The organism is Sulfurimonas sp. (assembly GCF_050296975.1).
GTDB lineage: Bacteria > Campylobacterota > Campylobacteria > Campylobacterales > Sulfurimonadaceae > Sulfurimonas.
In genome coordinates this window covers 96,968-118,945 of the sequence record NZ_JBNKRX010000002.1, presented here as the reverse complement: position 1 = coordinate 118,945, position 21,978 = coordinate 96,968, and the positions used below count along the sequence as shown (strand labels likewise).

Genomic DNA, 21,978 nt, shown 5'->3' with positions numbered 1-21,978 from the left:
ACTATTACCACTCAGGTGGATCAATCCAACCATTTCCAACTTGAACTTGGTCAAGCATATGATACATTTGGGCATTTTTTGCAGTCGAAGCATCAACTTTCCAGTAACCTAATATATTGCGTGCAGCCCCTTCATTTAAACCACCCTCTGTGCGATCCCAATTCCAATTTGATGCGCTAACAAGCCCATTCCAAGCACCACTTTGTGAACCTACAATGTGCTCTTGTAGAGCTCCATTATAATCAACATCATACTGATCAACAAAATCACCTGAAATAGGGGTGACTATAAGTCCATCATAACCATAATCCTCAACTCTAGCAGTAGCACCAGAGGTTTGACCTGTGATGATTTCTCCTTTGACCCAAGCATGATCTTGTAGATCAGCACCAACAAGTACGCTATTGTTCCTTCGATACAAAACTCTAGTAACTTCAGGATATGGTCCATTTGAAGCAGTTTTTACATAGACTGCAACGCTATTATTTTCAAAATCAATATAATAAGCCATCCAAAACCACATATCAGCAACATCTTCTAAGAAAAGTCCTGCATCTGTTTTAGTGTCTGTTGCATTTGTATCTGCTGAACTACCACAAAAATTCCATCCAGCTCCACCACGATTAAGTGTAACACGTACCCCTTGTTTATTGTCAAAGCGGGGCCAATCCCCTCCTGCTGATATCAGAGATACAATTCTTGTAGGGTTATGAGCATCGTTGACATGGTTAGTATCATAGAGTGAAAAATCAATATTTTTTACTCCAGCTCCAATGGCAGGTATCCAACTAGAAGAAAAGTAGTACATAGCCGATACAAAAAGTACATCACGTGAATTATCTGCTTGTGAGATATTGGGGATATTCCAACCTGTATTTGCTTGGTCAGTTTGAGATGTAGGTGTCGCTTTAAAAACCCCATCCCCAAATACCCCGCTAGAAGGTAAAAACTCATATGTCATGACAGTATCATTTTGCCAGATGTTATCGATATCTGATGCTTGTTTAAAATCTTCTGCAACAGCATAGTGAAGAGTTGCCTCTTGAAGATTTTGTGGGTTGAGTGTTTCTTCTTGGGATTGAGATGATTGTGTATCACCTCCGTTACACCCTAAAAGATAGATTGTGCTGAATATAAATATAAAAGTATTTAGAGTTTTCATATTTTGATTTTATAAATTAAAATGTGTAATTTACACCGATGTAAGGTTTCGCACCACTATCAAATGTAGAGAGTGTATAGGTACTGATTTGTACATCTTGCCATGATCTTCCGATATAGTCTACACCACCGATAAGATTTATATGATCTATAACGTTGTATGAAATACCAACACCTAGATTGAAAGAAGCACTTGTTATAGATGATTCTGAATATCCATCTATAGACATAGAACCAATACCAAAACCAAATTTTATAAATGGATATAAATTTTGTACGCTTTGAATTTCAAACTCTTTGATACCATCAAAGCTCACTTCTATTAATTTTTTATGGGAACTATCAAAAATTGTTTTATCATAAGATAGACTAGAAACTCTAATCTGTCCTTTCCAGTCCCCATCTTCTCCGATCCCTAGTTTTACTGAGATATCTTTATATTTATTTGTTTCATCAACATCGTTTGTACCACCTATAATTTCTGTTGTATTAGAAGTTGCCCCATAATCTACACCAATATATACATCAGCCATGGTATTAGTGCTTCCTATGGCAAGTAAACATAATAACAGAGTTTTTTTCATTATTTCCCTTTTTTGAATAAAGTTACTCTGTAATATAGGGAAAAAGCACTGAAAATAAGTTGAATGTAGTTACTTTTTATTAAAAGTAGAAGCTCATTCTTGAAGAGCCTCTTGTAGTTCTTTAACTGTAGTGATATAAGAGATGTTTGAAACTTTAGAGTTTTGTATCTTGAGAATTGTCACTTTTTCTTCCACAGCTGGTATAAACTTTGCAAACTCATCTGAATAATGCAAATAGATAGTATGTTTGTATTTTTGCATTTTTGGCAGAGCAAATAAGCTTGTAATAAGACTAGGCATTTTTGAAATATCTGCTATAAAAACTGCATGGTTTTTTTCTAAAAAATCTTTTTCCTTAGAATCTAAAAATTTATTTATCATTGCAGAGCTATCTTTTTCATAAGAGATAATGATAGTTTTTACATCATCTGGTATAGTGATCTCTTTTTCATGTTGTGTTTCATACTCAAACCCTTGTAAAGAGCTTAGTGGTGTAGAGAGCTCAAGTGTTGATGCAAGAAGTAATGTTGAGAGTGAGAAAAATAAAAGTGCTATTTTACGCATATGAATCCTTTTGGATTTAGATTTGCCAAAAGTATAAATGATTACGATGAAGATAAACTGAAGAATTATTTTATGAGAAAAAATACAAGATAGATATATGTATCTCCATCGAGGACGATAGTAACGAGGAAAAACCTTTTGTATACTTGATCTAGATCAATGATTTTCATGTATGATTGGAATATAATATTTTTCTAATTAGAAATATAGAGCCAAGCTTGGTTGATTCAAAAGGATTAACCTATGTTAAATTTAAACACACAGTTATTAGATATAATCAAATTAAATGACTTAGAGTCGTTTTCAGATTATAATCTAATTAAATATGAGGAAAAATTATCTAATGATATGCAGTCTATAGATAGTAAAAACATGAAATATGATGACTATATTTATGCTTACAATAAGCTACATGATGAATTATTAAGTCGTGGTATAGTTAAGTTTCCACTTGAATGAAATTTACTTGCCAATTCAATTTAAAGTGTTGACAAAAGTGCAAAGCTTTTAGGGGTTAAAAAGTGGCTCCGGATACTGGATTCGAGAAAAAATCCTTTAAAACACCGTAAATTAGGGCTTCGATATTTTTGGCTTCGGAATTTAGTATCATAATTTTTCCTTGAGGTATCATAGTTAAGATTTAGATATTTTATTACTTTTTATGTAAAAACTAATTAAAATTGTTCATAGCCTTGCAAACTAACTTTAGAAGAGCCGAATATGTCAGATAACTTCACTAAATCACTTGAAATTGTTTTAGAAATAATGAAATTTATATTTACTGGAGTATTTCGTTACTTTAGTGATACAAAAACTGCACAATTAGAAAATTTGCGTAGTGAAATAAACAAAGAAACACCTAACATCTGTGTTATCCAAGAGGAGTTTTATAAAGTTTATAAAATAATATTAGACGCAGATGAGATTATTAAATTATCTAAAGATAATCGATGTTTTCGTGTTATTCAATATATGAAAAAATTTCCAGAGATTACAATATATAAAGATGGAAAACTATCTTATTTCCGAAAAAATCAAAAAACTATACATAAAATTTCAGATAAGTTGTGGAAAATAACACTATATGCTTTGTTTTTTTGTAGTATCTTACTATTGATTTTTAGCCCATTTATTCAAGCATGTATAATCATAACAGTTATTATAATTTATTTACTTGCAATGGATAGATATAGATTGAGTTATCAAAGGTTGGATGATTTAATTGAATCTTATAACAATTAATATTGATATAAAAAGTTAAACTTGATTTATTAGCTTTTCTACCTCTATATTTAGAATATCTGCAATTTGGAAAAGATGATTTATATTAAAGTGTTTCCCTTGATAAAATCTTTCTGCACTTGCTACTATAGATACACTTTTATGCCCAAGTTTTAATGATAAATCTAACTGACTCATTCCTGCTTCTTTACGATAATGAGCCACATTTTCGCCAATCTTTTTATGTATCTTATCCATATCTAATTTTTTCATTTCTAGCCCTATAGAACAAAGTTCTTTTATGTTTATGTAAGATTAGCTTTAGTAGAATTCTTTCACAATCGTTTATAGAGCTAGGCTCTATAGGACTATTAATGATTTTAGGATTCATAAATGAAAAAAACACTATTTCTAGCAATATTCACATTACTATCTACAAACATATTCGCTTCAAGTTCTCAAGAGATGGCATATTCTTATGGCATTCAAAGTGCTCAATACTGGATACACCAAATTACCCGTTCAGACAATCCCGAGAGTGAGTGTAAAACACAATTCATAGCCGTAGAAAAAAAGATAGGTACAGCTTTAAAGCCTTATTGGATGCAAGGTTGTACAGATACTATTAAACGTCAACAAGCGTATTTACAACAACAAGCAAACCAACGCAATAGAGGTTGGTAATATTGAATAAATATATTTCTAGCTTTGTAAATATTTTGATATTTTCATCTATTGTACAAGCTGGTATTCTAACACCTGATAAAAAAGTTGGCAATGTAAAACTTTCAATAGGACAGGCAACTTTTGAAAATGAAAGCTCTCATTTATACACGTTAGAGTTTGGTGGAAACTACTACTATAACAATGAGATTATGTGGGGTGCACAATTTGGATTAGGTTACACAGAAAATCCCGATAAGACTATTTCCAATAAAACAATGGGAGAACTAAACGGACAATTTCGTATAGGCTATTCGTTTGGAGAACTTGCTAAAGGATTTGGATTATATGGTTTGTGTGATATGTCATATTTACTTTATAATTCACGTAATCAAGACACACTGGAACAAGAAAATAACTTTGCAAGTGGTATAGGTTTTGGCGGTGGTGTTGAGTATGTTTTTGATAGTAGCTGGATAATTACAGCTACATATTCAAAAATAGATATGACACCCGACAAAGGCAATAGCTTTGATTATAGCAAAGCACTTTTTGGTGTCGGTTATACTTGGTAAATATAGGAGAAAAAATGAAAAAAATGTTAATACAAATAGCAATGATTTCAACAATTGCTATAGGGTTAAATGGATGTTTTGGTATTCAAGCAAAAAAAGACGCTGAAGAAAAAGCAAGAATAGAAGCCACAAATAAAGAAAAAGCTGCACTATGTACGGAGTATAAAAACGCTATAAAAGAGTTTAAAACGATTGTTGCAGGAGATAGAGTTGACATCCTAACAGACAAGATGAAACAACAGCTTATTAAAGACAATAAACTAACATATGGACAATATGACTGTGTAAATCTTAGCAGTATTAAATATCAGATGAGTTCAAGAATGTATCGACCAAAAAGCCCATCTAACATTGCTACAACAGGTATAATTAACTGGAGTGCAAAAACAAATACTATTAACGTGGATGCTATTACAAAAAACTATTTAGAAGATACAAATACGGGTTATCAAAAAGCATTTCAAATTGAAGATGACACTCTCGCAGTAACTGTTTTTCCTCAAACTCAAGTCAATATAGATAATAAAACAAATAGCTCTATAGCACTAAAATCTTATAGTCTTTACTATGGAAGTGATATCATGACTAAAGCAATGAATGGAGATATAATACCACCACAAGCAAGAAAAAAATATAGCTATATGATAGAAGATATGAGCCAAATAGCAAGTCTCTTTAAAGGTGTATATAGTAAAGATGACTTCCTAAAGGTTGGCGTTGCCATCTCATACACTATGGATGGAGTTGATAAAACATTTTTTCAAAAGAAAAAAGTGTATTACTCACATTAACTTTGTCCGAAGTCGGTCTCTCTATTTCAATGAAATTGTAGAGAGACCGACGAAGATGTAAAACTGCAATATTCACGTAAAGATCAATCAAATACATTCTCTCTTTCCCAAAAATATGAACTTTTAACAAGAGTGTTGAAATGCTCCTAAATGTAGCATTCTCATATTTTTACAGCTTCATAAAAAAATATTGAAGATGCACTATTTTTTTTCATTCATTGATATAACAGCATGTTAAACTTTTTTTTGGTTGCCATTATGTCAATAAATTTTAAATAATTTTTCCTCTTACTTAGCAACTTTTCCGCCCGAAATTGACAACTTCCATATAAACTACACCTCTAAATATTTACTATCCTTTTTTGTAGTGTATGCACTGGTTGGCTATCCCAAAAATCTGTTTTCACAGCCTTACAAGTTTTCGACGATTATCTTTAAAAAATCGCAAGTCTAAGCATCCCGTTGAGCCAAGTACAAACTTAAGCTAGTGGGGCGAAAATAAGTAAATCTTTGCACACTGTTTTTTAAGTGCTTCTATCTATTTAGGTAGCTTGTTACATTAAAAAAATAGGAGTGTAAAAAATGTTCGCAGATAATAAATTAAAAACATATGCAGAATTACTGGGGCTTGAAGTTCATGAGCTAGATAGCTTTATGAAACGATATAAAAGTTATATCTTAAGTAAAGAAAAAGTTACGAAAAATTCGCTCATAAATGGCTTATTCATACTGGAAGAGATACGAAGCGAAAAGTGGGCTATAGAAGCTAATAAAGTCAAATATAGAACTAAAAATCTTGTACTCATAAAATACATGAATGAAATTGTAGAACTTTACAAAAACGGCTTAGGCACTACAAAAATATCAAATCATCTCAAGTTAAACCACAAGGTCAATATCTCTAAATCTGTACTTGACCGTTTTATCGCTACAAATAAAATTCAAAGGGATTGAGTCATGGCAAACTTAAAAGGTGGCTCTTACGCTAAACAAGTTAGAAATGCTTTTCATAGATTAGAAGCGTTCGGCGTTTCACGTCTAGGATCTCGTGACCATAGTACACACAGCAATGCTCTTGCTGAAAAACGGGAAATGTACTTGAATGACTATAAAAATTTTGCAGAAAAAAACAATTTTACAGACAAGCTCAATCAAACTATGACCTCTCACAACATGGATAAATTTTTGAGTGAAAGAGTTGCACATTTAGCTCTAAAAAGTAAAGTTGATTACCTACGCGGTTGGTCGTCAATGATACAAGGACTTAAAGAAAATAACATATCTATAGGGATAGATAAAAACTACTTTGATAACAAAGTTTTAGAAGCGAAAACCACAGAGCCAAAAAGTGAAATTCAGATGAACAGAGCTATAGCAAATGTGGGTCATGTAATTAACAAATTATATAGTAATCGTTATGAAAGTGGAGTTATTGCAGAAGTCCAATATAACTTAGGTCTTAGAGTATCCGAAGCTATAGAGCTTGTTAAAAACCCTGAAAACTACATTCATGGTAATAGTGCCATTGGAATTGTAGGGAAAGGAAATCATATTTATGAGCCTAAAAGTATATCTCACGAACTTATAGCAAAAATCAGTCTTGCTCAAAATATCCCCCACGAAAATACTTATAGACATGATTTATCAACTGCTACAGAGAATAGTCATACCCCTCACGATTTTAGGTATTCATACGCTCAAAAAATCTTTCATGAAAAGATTGAAGCACATACACCTTATGCACAAGTTTTAAAAGAAGTTTCACAAGAACTCAATCATTCACGCTCCGAAATGACAAACTACTACCTAAGCAGGGCTTAGAGATTTTTACGAAGTTGTACATAACTGTAGAGCGCAGATTTAGAGCCAACGCCGATATGCTCGATAATTTTTTGATAACTTAGTCCAAGCTCTAAAAGTTCATAAATTTTTTGCTTGTGTGGTTCAAATATTGTGTTATTGCTAATAGAACCCTTTTTCTTGCCCGTAAGTTTCCCCTCCGCTCTTGCTCTCTCTAACCCTGCCTTTGTCCTATCGCTGATAAAATCTCGTTCCATTTGAGCGAATGCACTTAAAAGTGTTAGATACATTGTTGTGATAGGGTCAGTTCCCTTCGGGTCTATAATAATCTTATCTCGTAAGATGTTGAGCGTAATAGATTTTTGTTTTAAACTCTCAATGATTTCCAAAACCTCTTTTGTATTTCTTCCTAGCCTATCAAGCTTTGAGATATAAAGATAATCCCCAAAATTGAGTTTATCAATTAAAGCGTCAATCTCTCTTTCTTTTTTACTTTTTCTTGTTGAAGAGACAACTTCATAAATTTCCTCAAATTGGAATTTATTTGCATGTGCATACTCTAATAGTGCATGTTTTTGTTTAGATACTTCTTGCGATTGAGTGCTTACTCTACAGTAGCCAAAATGTTTGATATTTTGCATGATTTTCTCCCTGTTTTAATTTTATGTATTGATTTTAGCTAAATTGAAACATTAAATCCTGATTTACAATAACCCCTTATTAACACGTCTAGTACGAACTTTATCGGTCGTCTAAATTAGTCTCCAGGATTTTTCTCCCTAAAAAAACTACAATCAGCTTAAATTTAATTTAAGTTAAGGTTTATGGATTGCAACAACTAGCAAATTGGGAAAAGTTTGAAGCTAAAAGCATTAGAAACAAAAACAAAAAGATATGGGCGAATTACCTATTTTTATGCGATAAAAACAAGAACAGAGAAAAAGCACTTATCACTTTTACAAGTCCACAAGCAACCGCTTACGATAAACTTTCAGAGATACAACTTATTAAGAAATATTTCGCAAAATTGCTCACTAATTTGAGAATAGATATAGATAAATTTGCAGTAGTTGAGCTTGGAGAGACTAAGAACAATCCTCACTTACACGTACAACTTTTTTATGACCTTGAAGATGTAGTAAAAATCAAAAGAGCGTACACAAAAACTCTACAACACTTTAACCTATATGAAGAGCACTGTGCGTTTACATTGACAGACAAAAGCAAAACTCATATTAAATACTTCGCTTACATTCTCAAAGAGTACAGCAAAAAACTTTCAGATAAGGAACTTTTAGAACTTGATAATGCAAGAAAGAAGCTACGTGTAGGAAACAATCGAAATATGCAATTCATCTCTCATTCACACAACACACTTACACGCGATGTTTACAAACATTTGTACTTTAAATATAAGATAGGCTTTTCTAAGGCTGACTTTTTTTATAATGCTCAATACATGAGCGTTATAAAAAGTAAGAACAAAAAAATCTCAATCACTTGGCACAATAAGCCCGTCCTTGAAGTAGCCTATTTCCTAAAAATTGCACTCCAAATTCATAAAATGCGAAAAAAAATCCTATATAGTAATAAAGAGATAAAGACTGCAGACTTCCATTTGTTCTTTGTACTCTTGAAAAGTGCTTTTGGATTTACTTAACTCGATAGCTCTTGTAAATTTGATTAATTGTCTTTGATTTATATTTTAAAATGTTATAATTAAGTGACTTTCAACTATAATGAGGATAGCAATATGGGGAATATCTTGGAGTACGAGTCGTATTCGATACTAAGTAATTATATTTTACCTATTTACTCATATTGCCTTACTTTACTATATGCATAACCATCTTAATCATTTCAATTCATTAGAAGTTATATCTTTAAATTTTAATATACCAATAGAATTTTTATTATGTATGTATACACGGCAATATGCAAAATCATTACCAGAAGATGCACAATTAAATGAATTAAGTGTACTAGCCACACAAATGTTGTTAATGCCTCAACACTATATAGTAAGAAATAAAATTGCAAAAAAAAACAAAAAAAGAGTTAATGAATATAGAGAAGTTGTCGATATTCGTCCACCATATAACAATTTTTATAAAGAGCTACTAGAAATTTTTGAAAATAAAGTTCAAGAAGACAGACAAGCTTTTATACATGATAATGTTCACGGATTTGTAAAAGGAAAAAATATTTTATCAAATGCCAAAGAGCATTTAAATAAAAAATACATTTTTAAAATTGATATTAAAAACTTTTTTCATTCTATTAACAAAAATGACCTAATACCAATTTTTAAAAAGTTAGGTTTTGAAGACGAGGGGGCAGAACTTTTTTCAAACCTATGTACATATAACGACATTTTAAAAGAAGGCTTTAACACAAGCCCTATGTTAGCTAATTTGTACTGTTATGACCTTGATAAAGAATTGATTACTTTATCTCAAAAGTATTCAGTTATTTGTACAAGATATAGTGACGATATTACTTTTTCTTCTGATATAAACTCATTTCCAAGCATACAAGAACTTGAAGAAATTCTAAATAGATACGGTTTTGAACTCAATCATAAAAAAACATTATTAACTAAGTTTGGGCAGTCTCAATATGTTACTGGACTTAGTATTTCTAATAGTCAAGCTCCTAGAGTACCTCGACATTTAAAAAAGAGAGTTAGACAAAAATTATATTATTTGAATAAATTTCCAAAAGACCATTTTATAGGTATAGATGTTGATAAAAAACTACGAAAACTCTATGGAAATATTGTTTATATTCTGGGAATTGAAAAAGAATTAGGGCAAAAATATAAGAATCAGTTTTTGACAATATTAGAACAAAACAATTATAAGCTTAGCAATCTCTTTAAGGAAGCACCTTTAAAATTTTCGGCTAATGTTTCTCATTATATAGATGAGACTGATATTATTGTTGAAAATAAAAAACGATACCTAGCCCTTTCTGTTGTATCGATTTTACACGACGAATTAAAACGTAACAATACTAAAGAACTAAATCAGTTAAAAGATGAAATGATAAAAGATTTCAGAAATGGTCTAAGTGATTTACAAAAGTCTAAGCTTTTTCATTATGCAGAAGATAACATATATGCTAAAGAAAAATATATAGCAAAATTACGTGAATTACCTTTTGAGGCGTTTATCATCTACATGGATATCGGGAAAGTAAATCTTAACAAACAGGAATATCAAGAAGCTTATTATAAAGTGTTTAATCTTCTTATGTATAACGTATTAAGACGATATAGAAACTATCAAAATATTATCTTTTTTGAAGAAAATTCAAAAATCTCACAAGAAAAGTTACGTAATAACCTTGAAAATATTCAGAGTATACCAAAATTTAAACTTTCTTCGGCAACAAAGCAGGAAATTTTATTATCAATCCCCGACTACATTTTAGGAATTTTTAGGGATTGTATTAAAAAAGATTTGACAAATAATATAGCTAGTTTAAAAAATGGACAAACGCTAAAAGAAGAGAATAGGTTGCACGAAGTCTTAGAAAAAATCAGACTTGTCATTGACCTAAATAACAAAAAATACTACGCAAGACAAGAACAACAAAAGCTAAATTGTAGAGAAATAAATCAAGCAATAATAGAAGATTTAAAATGACTTGGATTGAAGAATTTACAAATATGCTGTTTCCTGTAAATGTTAAGGAGTTAAATATTGAGGGTGCTTATATGCTCAAGCATGGACACCTGCCCAAGTCTATATTTAAATATCGTGCAGTTAATCAATATTCTCTTCAAAATTTAGAAGAAGATACAATATGGTTAGCAGACCCAAAAAGTTTTAATGATCCATATGATTGTGCACATACATTTGATTATGAATTTATAGCAAAATCAAGAGACCATGAATATATAAAAAACTTTTTAGATAGTGAACACAACAACTTATCATTAAGTAAAATCAAGCAAAATGAAATATTGCAAAGTCATGAACCCTTAAAAGCATTATTTGATTATTTACTCAAAGATGAAGAGGCTGAAAAAAAAGAAGGGATAGAATTAGTTTTTTTAGAAATTCAAAAGAAAATGAGTGAAGATTTTATAAAGACAAGTTCTATCTCATTTTCAAGTAGTTTTAAACTTTGTTCATTTTCAGAGATAAATGATTCTTTATTAATGTGGGCACATTATGCAGATTATCATAAGGGATTTTGCATTGAATATGATATAGAAAATATCCCATATTCTGATTACAGAAGACGTTTTTTATATCCTGTTATTTATTCTGATTCTATGTTTGACGCTACAGAACATTTTATGCAAGACGCTAAAAGTGAGAATTTTAATAGTTTACATCTCATAAAAGCTGGTTTAGTCAAAGCAAAAGATTGGACTTATGAAAAAGAGTGGAGGTTAATATTTTCTAGTGGAACTTTAGCACAAGAACAATCTTATTATATGGGAAAACCTAAAGCAGTATTTTTAGGTACAAGAATAAGCGAATCCAATCAAGAAAAACTCGTACAGATATGTGAAAGAAAAAAAATCCCTCTTTACAAAATGAAATCCGACACAAATAAGTTTCTTTTAGAAGCAACAACACTCCAAGACGCTAAGCAACACTTTTTTAATACTAATAAAAAAGTGCCTACCAGCTAAGCTAAGAAACTGTACTACTCAAACCTCAAATTGCAAAGTATATTATATTTTTGCTCTATACTAAAGCCACCCTTATAGGTTGTAACCGTTAATTTTACTTTATCTCCGTGAGCATGTCCTACAATCTCTTGAATGATATTTAAAGCATAAGGGTTAGCACTATCCTGTGTACAATCAATTAGTTTACTCATGGTATTTGCTCTTAACGTGTGAAAGGTTTTTCCTCGAACATTTACAGCTTGATAAAGTCTACTTCTAATAAATTTGCTAAACTGATTTTTATTCTCAATGTCATCCGAAAGTGGGAACTCTGTATTTAACACTAAATCTAGTATATCAGGGTGTATAGGAACTTGACGCTCTCCCGCTTCACTTTTTGCTTTTGGAATGTCAATATAGTAAATGTTTGTTGTTGGGTCTTGTTTGATATCCTGTGGCTCAATTTTTCGTATCTCCCCTTGTCGCATACCAGTATAAAGGGCTATTTTGATAGCTTTTTTGGCGTTTTCTTCTTTATAGTCATAATCAAGGATTGTTCTTATTTCAGCATCCGTATAGTTATCAAATTTCTCACGTTCAGCTTCTACTTGTCTTTTACTAAATAGGGCTACTTTATCAACTACATTGATATCAACATAATTCAAGGCTCTTTTTAAATAGATTAAGTGTTTATTGACCGTTGCTTTTGTGAGTCCATTTTTCAGATGAAGTTTAAAATCTTCCATATCTTTAACAGTTAGTGTATAGATATCTTTCTCTTGAAAAAATGCTATTAGCTTTTTAAAAGTCGGTAGATATTCACTTGGTTCACAGTTGCCGTCACGCTCTAATTTTAAAATGTATAAATCACGTAAATTTTCAAAAGTTTTTAACTCTCTGTTTTCAGCAGTTTCAATATGCTCTTTAGTTGCTTTGTATTTTGCTATAGTAGTTTCGATTTGTAGCTGTTTGACTTGTTCTAATGCGGTTCGTAATTCCTCTTCCGTGTCGTATTCAAAAACAAGTTTAATGTCTTTAGTCTCTAACTGAAACATCTCTTCTCCAATTAAATCTAATACCTTTCTACGCTTTAATGCAGTTTTGATATTTTTAGTTCTAAGTGAAATTCTACATAGTTTTTGTTTAATTCTGCGACGATAGTAAAAAGTATGTCCGACTTTGTAAAGTCTTAGGGGAGTATCACAGTTTCTCGAATTAGTATCATAGTTTTGGTTTCGTGAATCCAAAATGTTTTCTAACGTCGTATTTATGGGAGTTTGTGGGGTGTCTAAAAAAGTGGCTCCGGATACTGGATTCGAACCAGTGGCCAAGTGATTAACAGGCTAAATTTGCTTATTTAAGCATATTTCTTAAGTTCTCATCAAATCTCCCACAAGCACCTTGTTTATGTGTTTTACTAGCTATACTACTCTTATCAAACAAGAGCAAATAAAACTAAATTTATGAATATAGCACGGACTAAATAAGGACTAAAAATGAAGCTTAAAACCCTCAGTAAAAAGATTCCCACAAGTGAAAATGGAGTTTTCTATAAAGAAATTATAGACGAAAATAGCAAAGTTGTAGATAAAATATTTCTCATCCGATTTAGAGAAGATAATAAAGATAAATTGCTTACAATTGGCAAGTATAGTGCAGGTATCAGAATAGCTTTTTGTAAACAAAAAAGATATGAAATCCTCAACTCTATTAGACTCGGAGAAGAAGTACCTATAAGACATAAAAAAGGCAAAAAAGAGATTACACTACAAGATATTTACGAGCAATATATTAAGTGGGCTAAAAATAATAAAAGCTCTTGGAAAAATAATGATGAAGCTATGTATAATAAACATCTCAAAGATGCTTTAGGTCATCGAAGTGTGAAAAGTTTAAAGCCTCAAGATTTTGAAGAGCTGAAACAAAAAAAACTAAGAGAGGGCTACAAAGAAAGAACGGTTGTTTTGATACTGGGAATAGCTAGACATACCATCAATTATGCTATAAATAATGAACTTGTAAAAGAGTATGTGAACCCTATTGCAAATGGTAGAGTAAAAATGCCAAAAATTGATAATGAAAAAGTTGGCTATCTCTCAAAGCAACAAGCAAAACAATTACTTGAAATACTTTCAAAAAGAAAAGAACCGCTAGTGCATAGGCTAACAATTCTTCTTTTATTTACAGGTGCTAGATTTAGTGAAGTTGCTAGTTTAACTTGGAACGATATAAATTTTGATGAAAAACTCATATACTTTAAAGCCACTAAAAATGGTAATGCTAGAACAATAAAAATGACCCCTAAAGTGATAGAGGTTTTAAATGAACTTGCAAAAAACAAAACTTCCGAGCTTATCATCCCATCAAGAAACAATAAGCAGATTATACAAATGCCATCTCAATGGCAAGATATTGTGGATAAACTAATAGCAAACAATAAAAATGCTGGTAAGCATAGAATCACGATACATAGTCTCAGACATACTCATGCTTCTTGGTTGGCTATCTCAGGGATGAATATTTTAGAGATAAAAGAGCAACTAGGACATAAAAAACTTGATATGACCCTGAGATATAGCCACCTAATTCCCCATGATAGGCATGATAAAACTATTGAGGTTTTTGAGAGAGTTTAATCTCCCATACCTCCAAGATAAGTTGGAATCATATACAATGAATTTAATCTTTTTTCTTCTTTTGTAGTAAGGTGTCTCGCTACATAGTGAAAAGTCTGCAACAAAAATTCTTTTATATTTTCAAAGGCTTTATCAGAATAAATTGCACCCGATTTTTGTTGATTTAATGTACTCATAATCCATTTTAAATATACGGTTGGTATCATTACATCTGATATATCTTCCCATTGGTCTATGTATTCAAAATTAGGGTCTTTTTGTCTAAAACTATAACTAATTACATCATCACAATGACCTTTGCAAGACCAAAAGAATTCTTTTACAACTAATTTTCCTTCTTCATCAGTTTTTTGCCAACTTGTTATAATGCTACTAGTCTCATCAGCTGTTAATAATTCTTTACCACAAACCATACATTTTAAACTAGCCTCGTCTATAAAAAGTTTTACAGGTTCTGGATTTTCTCGTTCAAATTCTTTAAGTGACATTGGAAAATATCTTCTAGCTAATTCTTTCCCCTCTGGTGAGTTCAAAAGTTTTTTTTCTATTTTTTCACAATCGAAAACTTGAACTTCTTCTATTGACTCTAAAATTGTTGATAAACCTGTACTTGCTAATGTTGAATAAAATCCAATAAAGCCTTTACAGCTATGAGTTTCTATTCTATCCCTGATGTTCAATTCTATATTAGGAGAAACCGATTTCCCACTATGAGCTTGATGTTTGCAACTCACTAACCATCTTATTTTCGTTTCTCCACCTACTCCTATTCGTATTTCTTCTACAATTATATCTTTGCCACCATCAGCACCTCTATCAGGTTCAGATATAATTTTATAACCTACATATTCTAAAAAATCTCTTGCAAATAATTCAAAAGTATCTTGTTTACCACTCGCTATATGGGCTTCAGGAATTTCTTTAAAATCTAAAACTGGCATTTAACACTCCTTGTTATTAAATTTTACAAATTATTTACTTAAATCATGACTTTATGAAACAAAAACTAAAAAAGCTCCTAAATGAAAATCAATGAAACATAAGTCAAGCTGTCATAGAAGAAGCTTTGGCTTATGATAATCCAAAATCATTTTTTGAAGATTTATTACAATATGGTTGTCAATCTTGAATGATTTGAAGTCTAGTTCGGTACAAAGATACTCATGATTTTTTTGATAAACATTATGAAGAGATTGAAGAGATGAGAATAGATTTACTGGAGCAAGGTATAGAGCTTAATTTAGCTTCTAGTAATGATTTAAAAAACTTTTTGGCTTGGCTCTCTTTTGAAGAGAGAGCTAGAGAAATTTATGATGAATTTGAGATGAAAAGATAAAAAGATTTGCTTTTTAAAATCCTTTTTAGATAATGTTATTGACAGCTTTAAAGTGGCTAACACTTTTAATTGTTCATTAACATTTATATTACAAACAAGGATAAATATTTTAATTTATCCCTTTATTGAACAATAATGAAAAAATTTTGAAACTTCTATATAGATGACTTTTTACTTGAAAAAAGAGTCAATCAATGAATCTGAGATAATATGCTTAGAATATATATAACAACATTCAAGCTTTTAACTACTTCAAAAGATGTAGACCCTAACGATTTATCAACATATACACCACAAAACTTTAAAAAGTTTTTAGGACACTATCTCCTAGAGAGAAACTGGACTTCTGCAAACTATAATAATTATAGAAAATATCTTAGATGTTATTGTGAATTTCTAAAAACTGAATGACACCTAGAGCAAAACCCTTTTGATAAAATCCAAAAAAGAAAAGTTGATGTACAACTACCCAAGACTTTGACAAAAAGTGAAGTTCAAGAATTGATAAAAAAATTACCCCTTATTTTTAATTTAAAAACCTATGTTTGACTAAGAAATGAAACTATCGTATATACATATCTGTATACAGGATTAAGATTAAGCGAATTAACAAACTTGAAACTTAGAGATTTAGAGGTTCATAACTGATACTTGAAAGTCATAAAATGAAAATGAAACAAAGATAGGATTGTACCTTTGAGTCATCAATTGTTGAAAAGAATAAGTAAATTTATTATGATTAGAAATAGGTCGTTTAATGATAATCCTGATAGCCCATTATTCCCTACTGCATATTGAAAATATTTACAATATAGAGATATGAAAAAAATGATGGGAAAAATAAGAGCTTCTATTAGTTTTTATTTCACTTGGCATCAACTAAGACATACCTTTGCAACTGAACTAGTAAGAAACAATTTTGATATTTTCAACATTTCAAAAATACTAGGTCATGCGAGTACAGAAACAACAAAAATTTATTTAAGTGTTGATATTGGAAAACTAAAGAGTCAGATAGATAATATCGCTTTGTTCTCTTAATATCGCATATTTAAGACCCATCGCCTTGAGGCTAATTTTTTTGAAATTAAAAAACGGAAAATACACTAATTTTTTATAGTGTATTTTCCGCTAGTTTATCCCGTTATATGGTGGACTCATCGGGGTTCGAACCCGAGACCTACCGCTTAAGAGAAGTGCTAAATATCTTAAGAACATTAAAATTCAATTAGTCAATAGTCTTTAAAGCTGTTATTTATCCTTGTTTTTACTACATCTTTGGAATATAAACTTGAGACATTATTTGAATATCTTCATCTTCATCAGAAACAACTTGAGTATCTAAAATTTGTTTCATAAAAGATATACAAAGTTTAATACCCTCTTTTTCAGAAATTATATCTTTTAAAAATATTTGACTATCATCATATTTTTCAGGAAAGTTAATAGATATGTCTGTCATAAGTTTTTTACTTTTTTCCCAAATCCTATAATGTATTGTTCCCTTGTCATCAATTTTAATTTGACTACTTTTGAGTAAAAATTTATGAATAGTTCCAGCTTTATTCCATGTAGCTAAATCTTTACTAATATATACATCCTCCCAATTATCAAAAACTGGAAAATGTAAAAGTAAGTTTCTTACAAAACCAAATAATTCTGAAACAATTACACCTTCAAGTGGTGGTCTAGTATTTTTTATAAGTTGAATATGATATTTAATAGGCTCATACCCTAAGAGTTCTTTATATACTGAAAAAATTTCTCGTATTTTATAAAATCTATATGATGGTTCATTTTTAAAAAAATCTTGATGTGATAGCTCATCGTATAAATCATAAAACCTATTATAAAATAGAGTTAAGGCAATTTTTTCTTTTTTATTTGGTCTAAGATTTTGTTTTTCCATATTTCATAGTTTTGGAGTGAATATAATTTATATTCAAATTCTCTTATAGCTCCTTGTCAATTTTAAAACCAATTGCTTGTGAGTATGCATTTAGATCAATCGCAGGAATAGTTCCTATAGCTTGTTGTAAATAATTTGTTAATTGGAGAAAGAAAGAAACTAAAGAATTGCTAGAGTCACTAAATGTAATATTGCTGATAGTTCTATTTTGATAATAGTCTTTTATTCTTTTATCAAAATCTTTCTCTTCATTATCTTCACTCCCATCATAATCAATATAAAAAAAACTATAATCAGCAATACATCCTATATCTATACTTTTTAGCCCTTCTTGCTCAGTTATATGTTGTATTATCGTATCATTATTTTTATGAGTAAATGAATTTGTGCTTGTTAATATACCACCTATTATTTTTGTCAATGGTCTTGCAGGTGTAGTTCTACCTGAGTTTATCATAAGAGTAGAAGTTCTTTTTAATACTCTTACACTTTCAATTTTTTCTGCTGCATATTCAATATAACTTTTGTCTCCTACAAAACCTTGAATATCAGGTTTTACTTCAAATACTGCATACACACCTTCCGCAGGTATATAATGAAAACCATTTTGAGAAAATATGAAAGGAGTAAACCAATTGTCATATATAACTATATCAATCTGATGACTTGTATTCCCTTCATGGTCAATAATAATTGCTTTATCAACACTATATCTATTTGGTAGATATTTTTGCAACCATTCTATCCAAGCATTTTCTAAAGAGTCTCCTTTTGAACCAGGGTGAGTTATGAATTCTCTATTCGTGTTTAATTGAGAAGTCATTTGATTTTGTAAACCCTCAAATAATTGTTTCAAATCTATATTATTCATATTTATATAATCCTTTGTTGTTATAAAGATAAAAAGACAAACTACTTATATTATTAGTATCAACTCCTAAAATCAGTAAAATAGGGTTTGTAATATTCACACTTTCACAATCAGCAATTTCTATCATCGCTTTCAAATCTGTGTGACTATATATTGATGAGCCATTTGGATGAGTATGCCATTCTCCAAGATAAAAATGTTTTTTTTCAGAAAAAAATTTTTGAAAAATTTCTTGAACTCCCATTATACTCCTTTCAAATAAGACAGATGAACTCTTTTGTTGTTTTGGTAATACAAAATCAGTAATATATGCTGTCATAAAATCTTCTGAATAATAACCAATCAAAAAACCACCACATTCATTCGGATAGTTTTTTAAAGCGATTGTTGTCAGTTTTTTTAGTAATGTATCTTCAAGAATTAAACTAACATTTTTATGAGAATTTATAAACTTCATTAATACTCTTTTATTTCTAATTTTAAATTGTCATTACTCATTTGAACAACAAAATTATTTTTTTGTTTCTTATCACGATAAAGATTATTAATATGTTTTATTGAGAATTGTAGAAGCATATTAATATCATTATATGAAGCTTTAAAAGTCGGATTCCAGCAACCTGTAGGTTCATACAAATCATCTAAATCATTATCAAGAATATTTTCAAATTGGGTACTTACAAAATGATAAATATTTGGGAAAAAGGCACAAACTAATTCTTGTGCATGATTTGTTATTGACATATTAAGTAAGTCACATGTTAAATCTAAACTACTTAAAATAGACATTAAATCATTATCTGTTGAGCAATCAAAAACTATATCATAATCATTTAAAATTGATGTTAAAAATGTTTTATCATTTCTATTTTGATAAATAATTTTTGTAATAGATTCAAAAAACTCATCTGCTAACAAACCAATTTCTAAAAAAGGAGATATAGAAGCTAAAATTTGTTGTAATTCAAGTACTTTATCAGATAGACCATACTGAAAAGTATATTCAGAACGACAAACATTTTCAGGCTCTTTGATATCATAATCCACAATATCTATATATTTACAACCACTTTTAGTTAATGTTTTGGCTATCATACTTCCAATAGCTCCAACACCTATGATAAGTATTTTTTTATGTGTAATAGACTTATCCAAAACTCCTCGACCAAAAAAATATTTATATGAAGAATCTCTTGTTAAAGTCCATTGAATATTTTGATTAATAAGTTTAGTATCCCATCTACCAGTTTTAACCCCTAGTAAAACTTCAGCTTCTCCTTTAATTGGAAAGTCTCCAATTGTAATTAAAGCAACTTGCCAATGAATTTCATCATTTATAGTTTTATAGCCAAAAAATAATGGTAATTTAGTCCCTGTATGTTTTTTTAATCTTTTATTTTCAAAATTATGTAAAAAATTTAAAAACTCTTTTGAGATTAATCCATCAAAATCTTTCCAATCTTCAAAAATAAATTTATTGTATTTTGCAGGATGTTCATCAATGAAATAAAATAAACCTCTTTCTTCTGATTGAATGCTTTGATAAAAGTCACTCCATTTGCAATTGATATGAGCTTTATTGAGTTCAAAATGTTTTACTAAAAAGTTATGAATAGTTTTATTTTTATAAATTGTATGAGAAATACTGGAAAGCTGTACTATCCCAAAATTACCTTTTTGAAATTTATAATCTACATCTGTAAAAATATAAGAATAATATTCATCGTTAATTAAACTTTCATTAACGATGATATGCTCATATTTTATATCACTTTCTTTATTAATGTAATATTTTTCAATCCATTGTTTTAAGGAGTCAAAATCTATCAAAAGTTTTTCTTTTAAATTAAGGTTATGGGAATTGTGTATGCAAATTGAGCCATCTTCCATAACATGATTTATTTCTATGAATTCTTGATTTGAGAATCTTATTGATTCTGAGTCATGATGTTTTAATGGATATTGTGGATATATTTCAAAATTAAAGTCCAATATTTTATCTAAACCATTAAAAAAAACTCCAACTTTCCCCATGATAATTGAATCGTTTTTTTCGATGGAATAAACCTTATCAACAAAAGGAATAGCTGATATTAGTTGTTCAATATTTTCAGTATTTAACATATAGTATTAATTATCCAAATCTTGTGTTGTTTGGTGGTACTGAAGCAGACAATGATGCTGTTTTTAATCCATATCCTCTTTGAGAACCATCATCTTCTTTTTCTTCAAATTCTTTGTTAATAGGAAAATAACTTTTAATATAATCTTCATTATTTTCGATATTGTCAATGATTCTTTGCATTTTATTAGATAAATTACTTCGATCATATGAAGTCAAAGTATTAATTACATCATTACCACTATTCCCTGGGTCTTTAAGTGTAAAATTATCTTTAGTGACATTATCTTGGATATACTCCATCACTTTTTTTAATTTTTCCCACAGGTTTCCACTAATACTTTCTTTTTCAAAAGCTTTTATTACTAATAGTTCAAGTAAAAAAGATTTATATGGCTCACTATTATGATTTTTCCAAATTTTTAATAGTCGTATAATTTTTCTTTCATTTTCTTTAGATGTAATATGGTCTATTTGTGCTTTAATGTTTGTTTGTAAATAGGTCTTTTCTTCCAATAGCCCATACATAGAGTTTACATATAAATTTAATTTATTGTCATTAGAGTATTGGTCTTTATTTAACTCTCTTCCTGGAACAATATCTAAATTGATTATATCTCCATCCGAATCACTATAAAATTCTAAACCAATTGAAACTTTTTGTTTTCTAATAGTTGCTTCATTTTTATATTCTTCATACAAAAAATCATAAATATCATTAAACATCTCTTCTAAAGTAGCAAAAGAATCTTTTTTGAATGGTACTAATAAATCCAAGTCAAACTTTATGTTTATTGCTGTATATTTTGCAAAAGAGCCTGAATTCATAGGAGAATATATATTTACTCCATATTTATTTTCTATAGCTTCTTTTACATTTTTTCTTTTATCTTTATATTTCTCTACTAAATCATCAATGTGAGACATTCTATGTGTTTGTAATGATGAATCTAAATGTTCTTGTTTTGATAAAGCCATGTTTTCCCTTTTAAAAATTTTATACATTATACATCATTATTTTATAGTGATTAAAATATATGTCAAATTGTTATATTTTTATTAACTATAAAACTATTCGTTTAAAAAGTAGTGAATGTCTTTATACTTCTTTCTGT

The 21,978-nt window shown here is 29.7% G+C and carries 24 protein-coding genes and 1 pseudogene; 13 read left to right on the top strand and 12 right to left on the bottom strand.

The genetic code is table 11. The features are described 5' to 3' along the window. Nucleotides 1–4 precede the first annotated feature (4 nt). The 3 genes from ACQY56_RS00840 to ACQY56_RS00830 form a co-directional block, all read right to left on the bottom strand. A complete protein-coding gene (locus ACQY56_RS00840; protein ID WP_428737454.1) occupies nt 5–1,162 on the bottom strand; it encodes a hypothetical protein in 1,158 nt (385 codons plus the stop codon). 16 nt (nt 1,163–1,178) lie between these two features. Then, nucleotides 1,179–1,745, bottom strand: coding sequence for an outer membrane beta-barrel protein (locus ACQY56_RS00835; protein ID WP_428737453.1), 567 nt, complete (start codon nt 1,743–1,745; stop codon nt 1,179–1,181). A gap of 93 nt (nt 1,746–1,838) precedes the next feature. Further along, nucleotides 1,839–2,309, bottom strand: coding sequence for a hypothetical protein (locus tag ACQY56_RS00830; RefSeq protein WP_428737452.1), 471 nt, complete (start codon nt 2,307–2,309; stop codon nt 1,839–1,841). Between the two features lie 243 nt (nt 2,310–2,552). On the opposite strand from ACQY56_RS00830, the gene ACQY56_RS00825 reads away from it, so the two are divergent. Together ACQY56_RS00825 and ACQY56_RS00820 are read left to right on the top strand one after the other, a co-directional pair. Beyond that, entirely contained in the window at nt 2,553–2,768 is a 216-nt protein-coding gene (locus ACQY56_RS00825; RefSeq protein ID WP_428737451.1) for a hypothetical protein, read from the top strand. A 261-nt stretch (nt 2,769–3,029) separates the two neighbouring features. Beyond that, entirely contained in the window at nt 3,030–3,551 is a 522-nt protein-coding gene (locus ACQY56_RS00820) for a hypothetical protein (protein ID WP_428737450.1), read from the top strand. Between the two features lie 15 nt (nt 3,552–3,566). Here the strand turns inward: ACQY56_RS00820 and ACQY56_RS00815 are convergent, their stop codons facing one another. After that, entirely contained in the window at nt 3,567–3,803 is a 237-nt protein-coding gene (locus ACQY56_RS00815; protein WP_428737449.1) for a helix-turn-helix domain-containing protein, read from the bottom strand. A 120-nt stretch (nt 3,804–3,923) separates the two neighbouring features. Here ACQY56_RS00815 and ACQY56_RS00810 point away from each other — a divergent pair, with 120 nt between their 5' ends. From ACQY56_RS00810 to ACQY56_RS00790, 5 genes are all read left to right on the top strand, one after another. Further along, a complete protein-coding gene (locus ACQY56_RS00810) occupies nt 3,924–4,214 on the top strand; it encodes a hypothetical protein (protein WP_428737448.1) in 291 nt (96 codons plus the stop codon). A gap of 2 nt (nt 4,215–4,216) precedes the next feature. Continuing rightward, on the top strand, nt 4,217–4,768 hold the full coding sequence (locus tag ACQY56_RS00805; protein ID WP_428737447.1) for an outer membrane beta-barrel protein: 552 nt from the start codon (nt 4,217–4,219) through the stop codon (nt 4,766–4,768). Nucleotides 4,769–4,782: 14 nt separating this feature from the next. Beyond that, nucleotides 4,783–5,559 (top strand): hypothetical protein, encoded by a 777-nt coding sequence (locus tag ACQY56_RS00800; RefSeq protein WP_428737446.1) that lies wholly within the window; start codon nt 4,783–4,785, stop codon nt 5,557–5,559. Nucleotides 5,560–6,141: 582 nt separating this feature from the next. Next, complete coding sequence (locus tag ACQY56_RS00795; protein ID WP_428737445.1) at nt 6,142–6,513, top strand: hypothetical protein; 372 nt, start codon at nt 6,142–6,144, stop codon at nt 6,511–6,513. Between the two features lie 3 nt (nt 6,514–6,516). Then, nucleotides 6,517–7,380, top strand: a complete 864-nt coding sequence (locus ACQY56_RS00790) for a hypothetical protein (protein ID WP_428737444.1) — start codon at nt 6,517–6,519, stop codon at nt 7,378–7,380. Here ACQY56_RS00790 and ACQY56_RS00785 read toward each other — a convergent pair. Further along, nucleotides 7,377–8,000 carry a recombinase family protein gene (locus ACQY56_RS00785; protein WP_428737443.1) on the bottom strand — a complete coding sequence of 208 codons (624 nt, stop codon included), beginning with the start codon at nt 7,998–8,000 and terminating at the stop codon, nt 7,377–7,379. The two genes, ACQY56_RS00790 and ACQY56_RS00785, sit on opposite strands and share 4 nt — an antisense overlap. Before the next feature lie 188 nt (nt 8,001–8,188). Here ACQY56_RS00785 and ACQY56_RS00780 point away from each other — a divergent pair, with 188 nt between their 5' ends. The 3 genes from ACQY56_RS00780 (at nt 8,189) to ACQY56_RS00770 (ending at nt 12,010) form a co-directional block, all read left to right on the top strand. Beyond that, nucleotides 8,189–9,019 carry a hypothetical protein gene (locus tag ACQY56_RS00780; RefSeq protein ID WP_428737442.1) on the top strand — a complete coding sequence of 277 codons (831 nt, stop codon included), beginning with the start codon at nt 8,189–8,191 and terminating at the stop codon, nt 9,017–9,019. A 259-nt stretch (nt 9,020–9,278) separates the two neighbouring features. After that, nucleotides 9,279–11,009 (top strand): reverse transcriptase family protein, encoded by a 1,731-nt coding sequence (locus tag ACQY56_RS00775; protein ID WP_428737441.1) that lies wholly within the window; start codon nt 9,279–9,281, stop codon nt 11,007–11,009. Next, nucleotides 11,006–12,010 (top strand): DUF2971 domain-containing protein, encoded by a 1,005-nt coding sequence (locus ACQY56_RS00770; protein ID WP_428737440.1) that lies wholly within the window; start codon nt 11,006–11,008, stop codon nt 12,008–12,010. Before ACQY56_RS00775 ends, ACQY56_RS00770 begins: the two co-directional genes overlap by 4 nt. A 14-nt stretch (nt 12,011–12,024) precedes the next feature. Here the strand turns inward: ACQY56_RS00770 and ACQY56_RS00765 are convergent, their stop codons facing one another. Then, on the bottom strand, nt 12,025–13,236 hold the full coding sequence (locus ACQY56_RS00765; protein WP_428737439.1) for a hypothetical protein: 1,212 nt from the start codon (nt 13,234–13,236) through the stop codon (nt 12,025–12,027). 249 nt (nt 13,237–13,485) lie between these two features. On the opposite strand from ACQY56_RS00765, the gene ACQY56_RS00760 reads away from it, so the two are divergent. Next, a complete protein-coding gene (locus tag ACQY56_RS00760) occupies nt 13,486–14,625 on the top strand; it encodes a tyrosine-type recombinase/integrase (protein WP_428737438.1) in 1,140 nt (379 codons plus the stop codon). Here the strand turns inward: ACQY56_RS00760 and ACQY56_RS00755 are convergent. Further along, nucleotides 14,622–15,566: a restriction endonuclease gene (locus ACQY56_RS00755; RefSeq protein ID WP_428737437.1), complete on the bottom strand. Its 945-nt coding sequence runs from the start codon at nt 15,564–15,566 to the stop codon at nt 14,622–14,624. The genes ACQY56_RS00760 and ACQY56_RS00755 overlap by 4 nt on opposite strands. 212 nt (nt 15,567–15,778) lie before the next feature. Here ACQY56_RS00755 and ACQY56_RS00750 point away from each other — a divergent pair. Continuing rightward, nucleotides 15,779–15,961, top strand: a pseudogene (locus tag ACQY56_RS00750) (hypothetical protein); the annotation flags it as partial. A gap of 819 nt (nt 15,962–16,780) precedes the next feature. Continuing rightward, the gene (locus tag ACQY56_RS00745; protein ID WP_428737435.1) at nt 16,781–17,002 is read left to right on the top strand and encodes a tyrosine-type recombinase/integrase; all 222 of its coding nucleotides are present in this window, start codon (nt 16,781–16,783) and stop codon (nt 17,000–17,002) included. A 229-nt stretch (nt 17,003–17,231) separates the two neighbouring features. On the opposite strand, the gene ACQY56_RS00740 is transcribed toward ACQY56_RS00745, so the two are convergent. Genes ACQY56_RS00740 through ACQY56_RS00720 form a run of 5 tightly spaced genes read right to left on the bottom strand, consistent with a single transcriptional unit; the run spans nt 17,232 to nt 21,868 of the window. Beyond that, nucleotides 17,232–17,870, bottom strand: a complete 639-nt coding sequence (locus ACQY56_RS00740) for a hypothetical protein (protein WP_428737434.1) — start codon at nt 17,868–17,870, stop codon at nt 17,232–17,234. 43 nt (nt 17,871–17,913) lie between these two features. Beyond that, entirely contained in the window at nt 17,914–18,741 is an 828-nt protein-coding gene (locus ACQY56_RS00735) for a DUF6602 domain-containing protein (protein WP_428737433.1), read from the bottom strand. Next, complete coding sequence (locus ACQY56_RS00730) at nt 18,734–19,198, bottom strand: Mov34/MPN/PAD-1 family protein (protein ID WP_428737432.1); 465 nt, start codon at nt 19,196–19,198, stop codon at nt 18,734–18,736. Before ACQY56_RS00730 ends, ACQY56_RS00735 begins: the two co-directional genes overlap by 8 nt. Next, nucleotides 19,198–20,865, bottom strand: coding sequence for a ThiF family adenylyltransferase (locus tag ACQY56_RS00725; protein WP_428737431.1), 1,668 nt, complete (start codon nt 20,863–20,865; stop codon nt 19,198–19,200). The genes ACQY56_RS00730 and ACQY56_RS00725 overlap by 1 nt, the downstream gene beginning before the upstream one ends. A gap of 10 nt (nt 20,866–20,875) precedes the next feature. Continuing rightward, complete coding sequence (locus ACQY56_RS00720) at nt 20,876–21,868, bottom strand: hypothetical protein (protein WP_428737430.1); 993 nt, start codon at nt 21,866–21,868, stop codon at nt 20,876–20,878. Between the last annotated feature and the right edge of the window lie 110 nt (nt 21,869–21,978).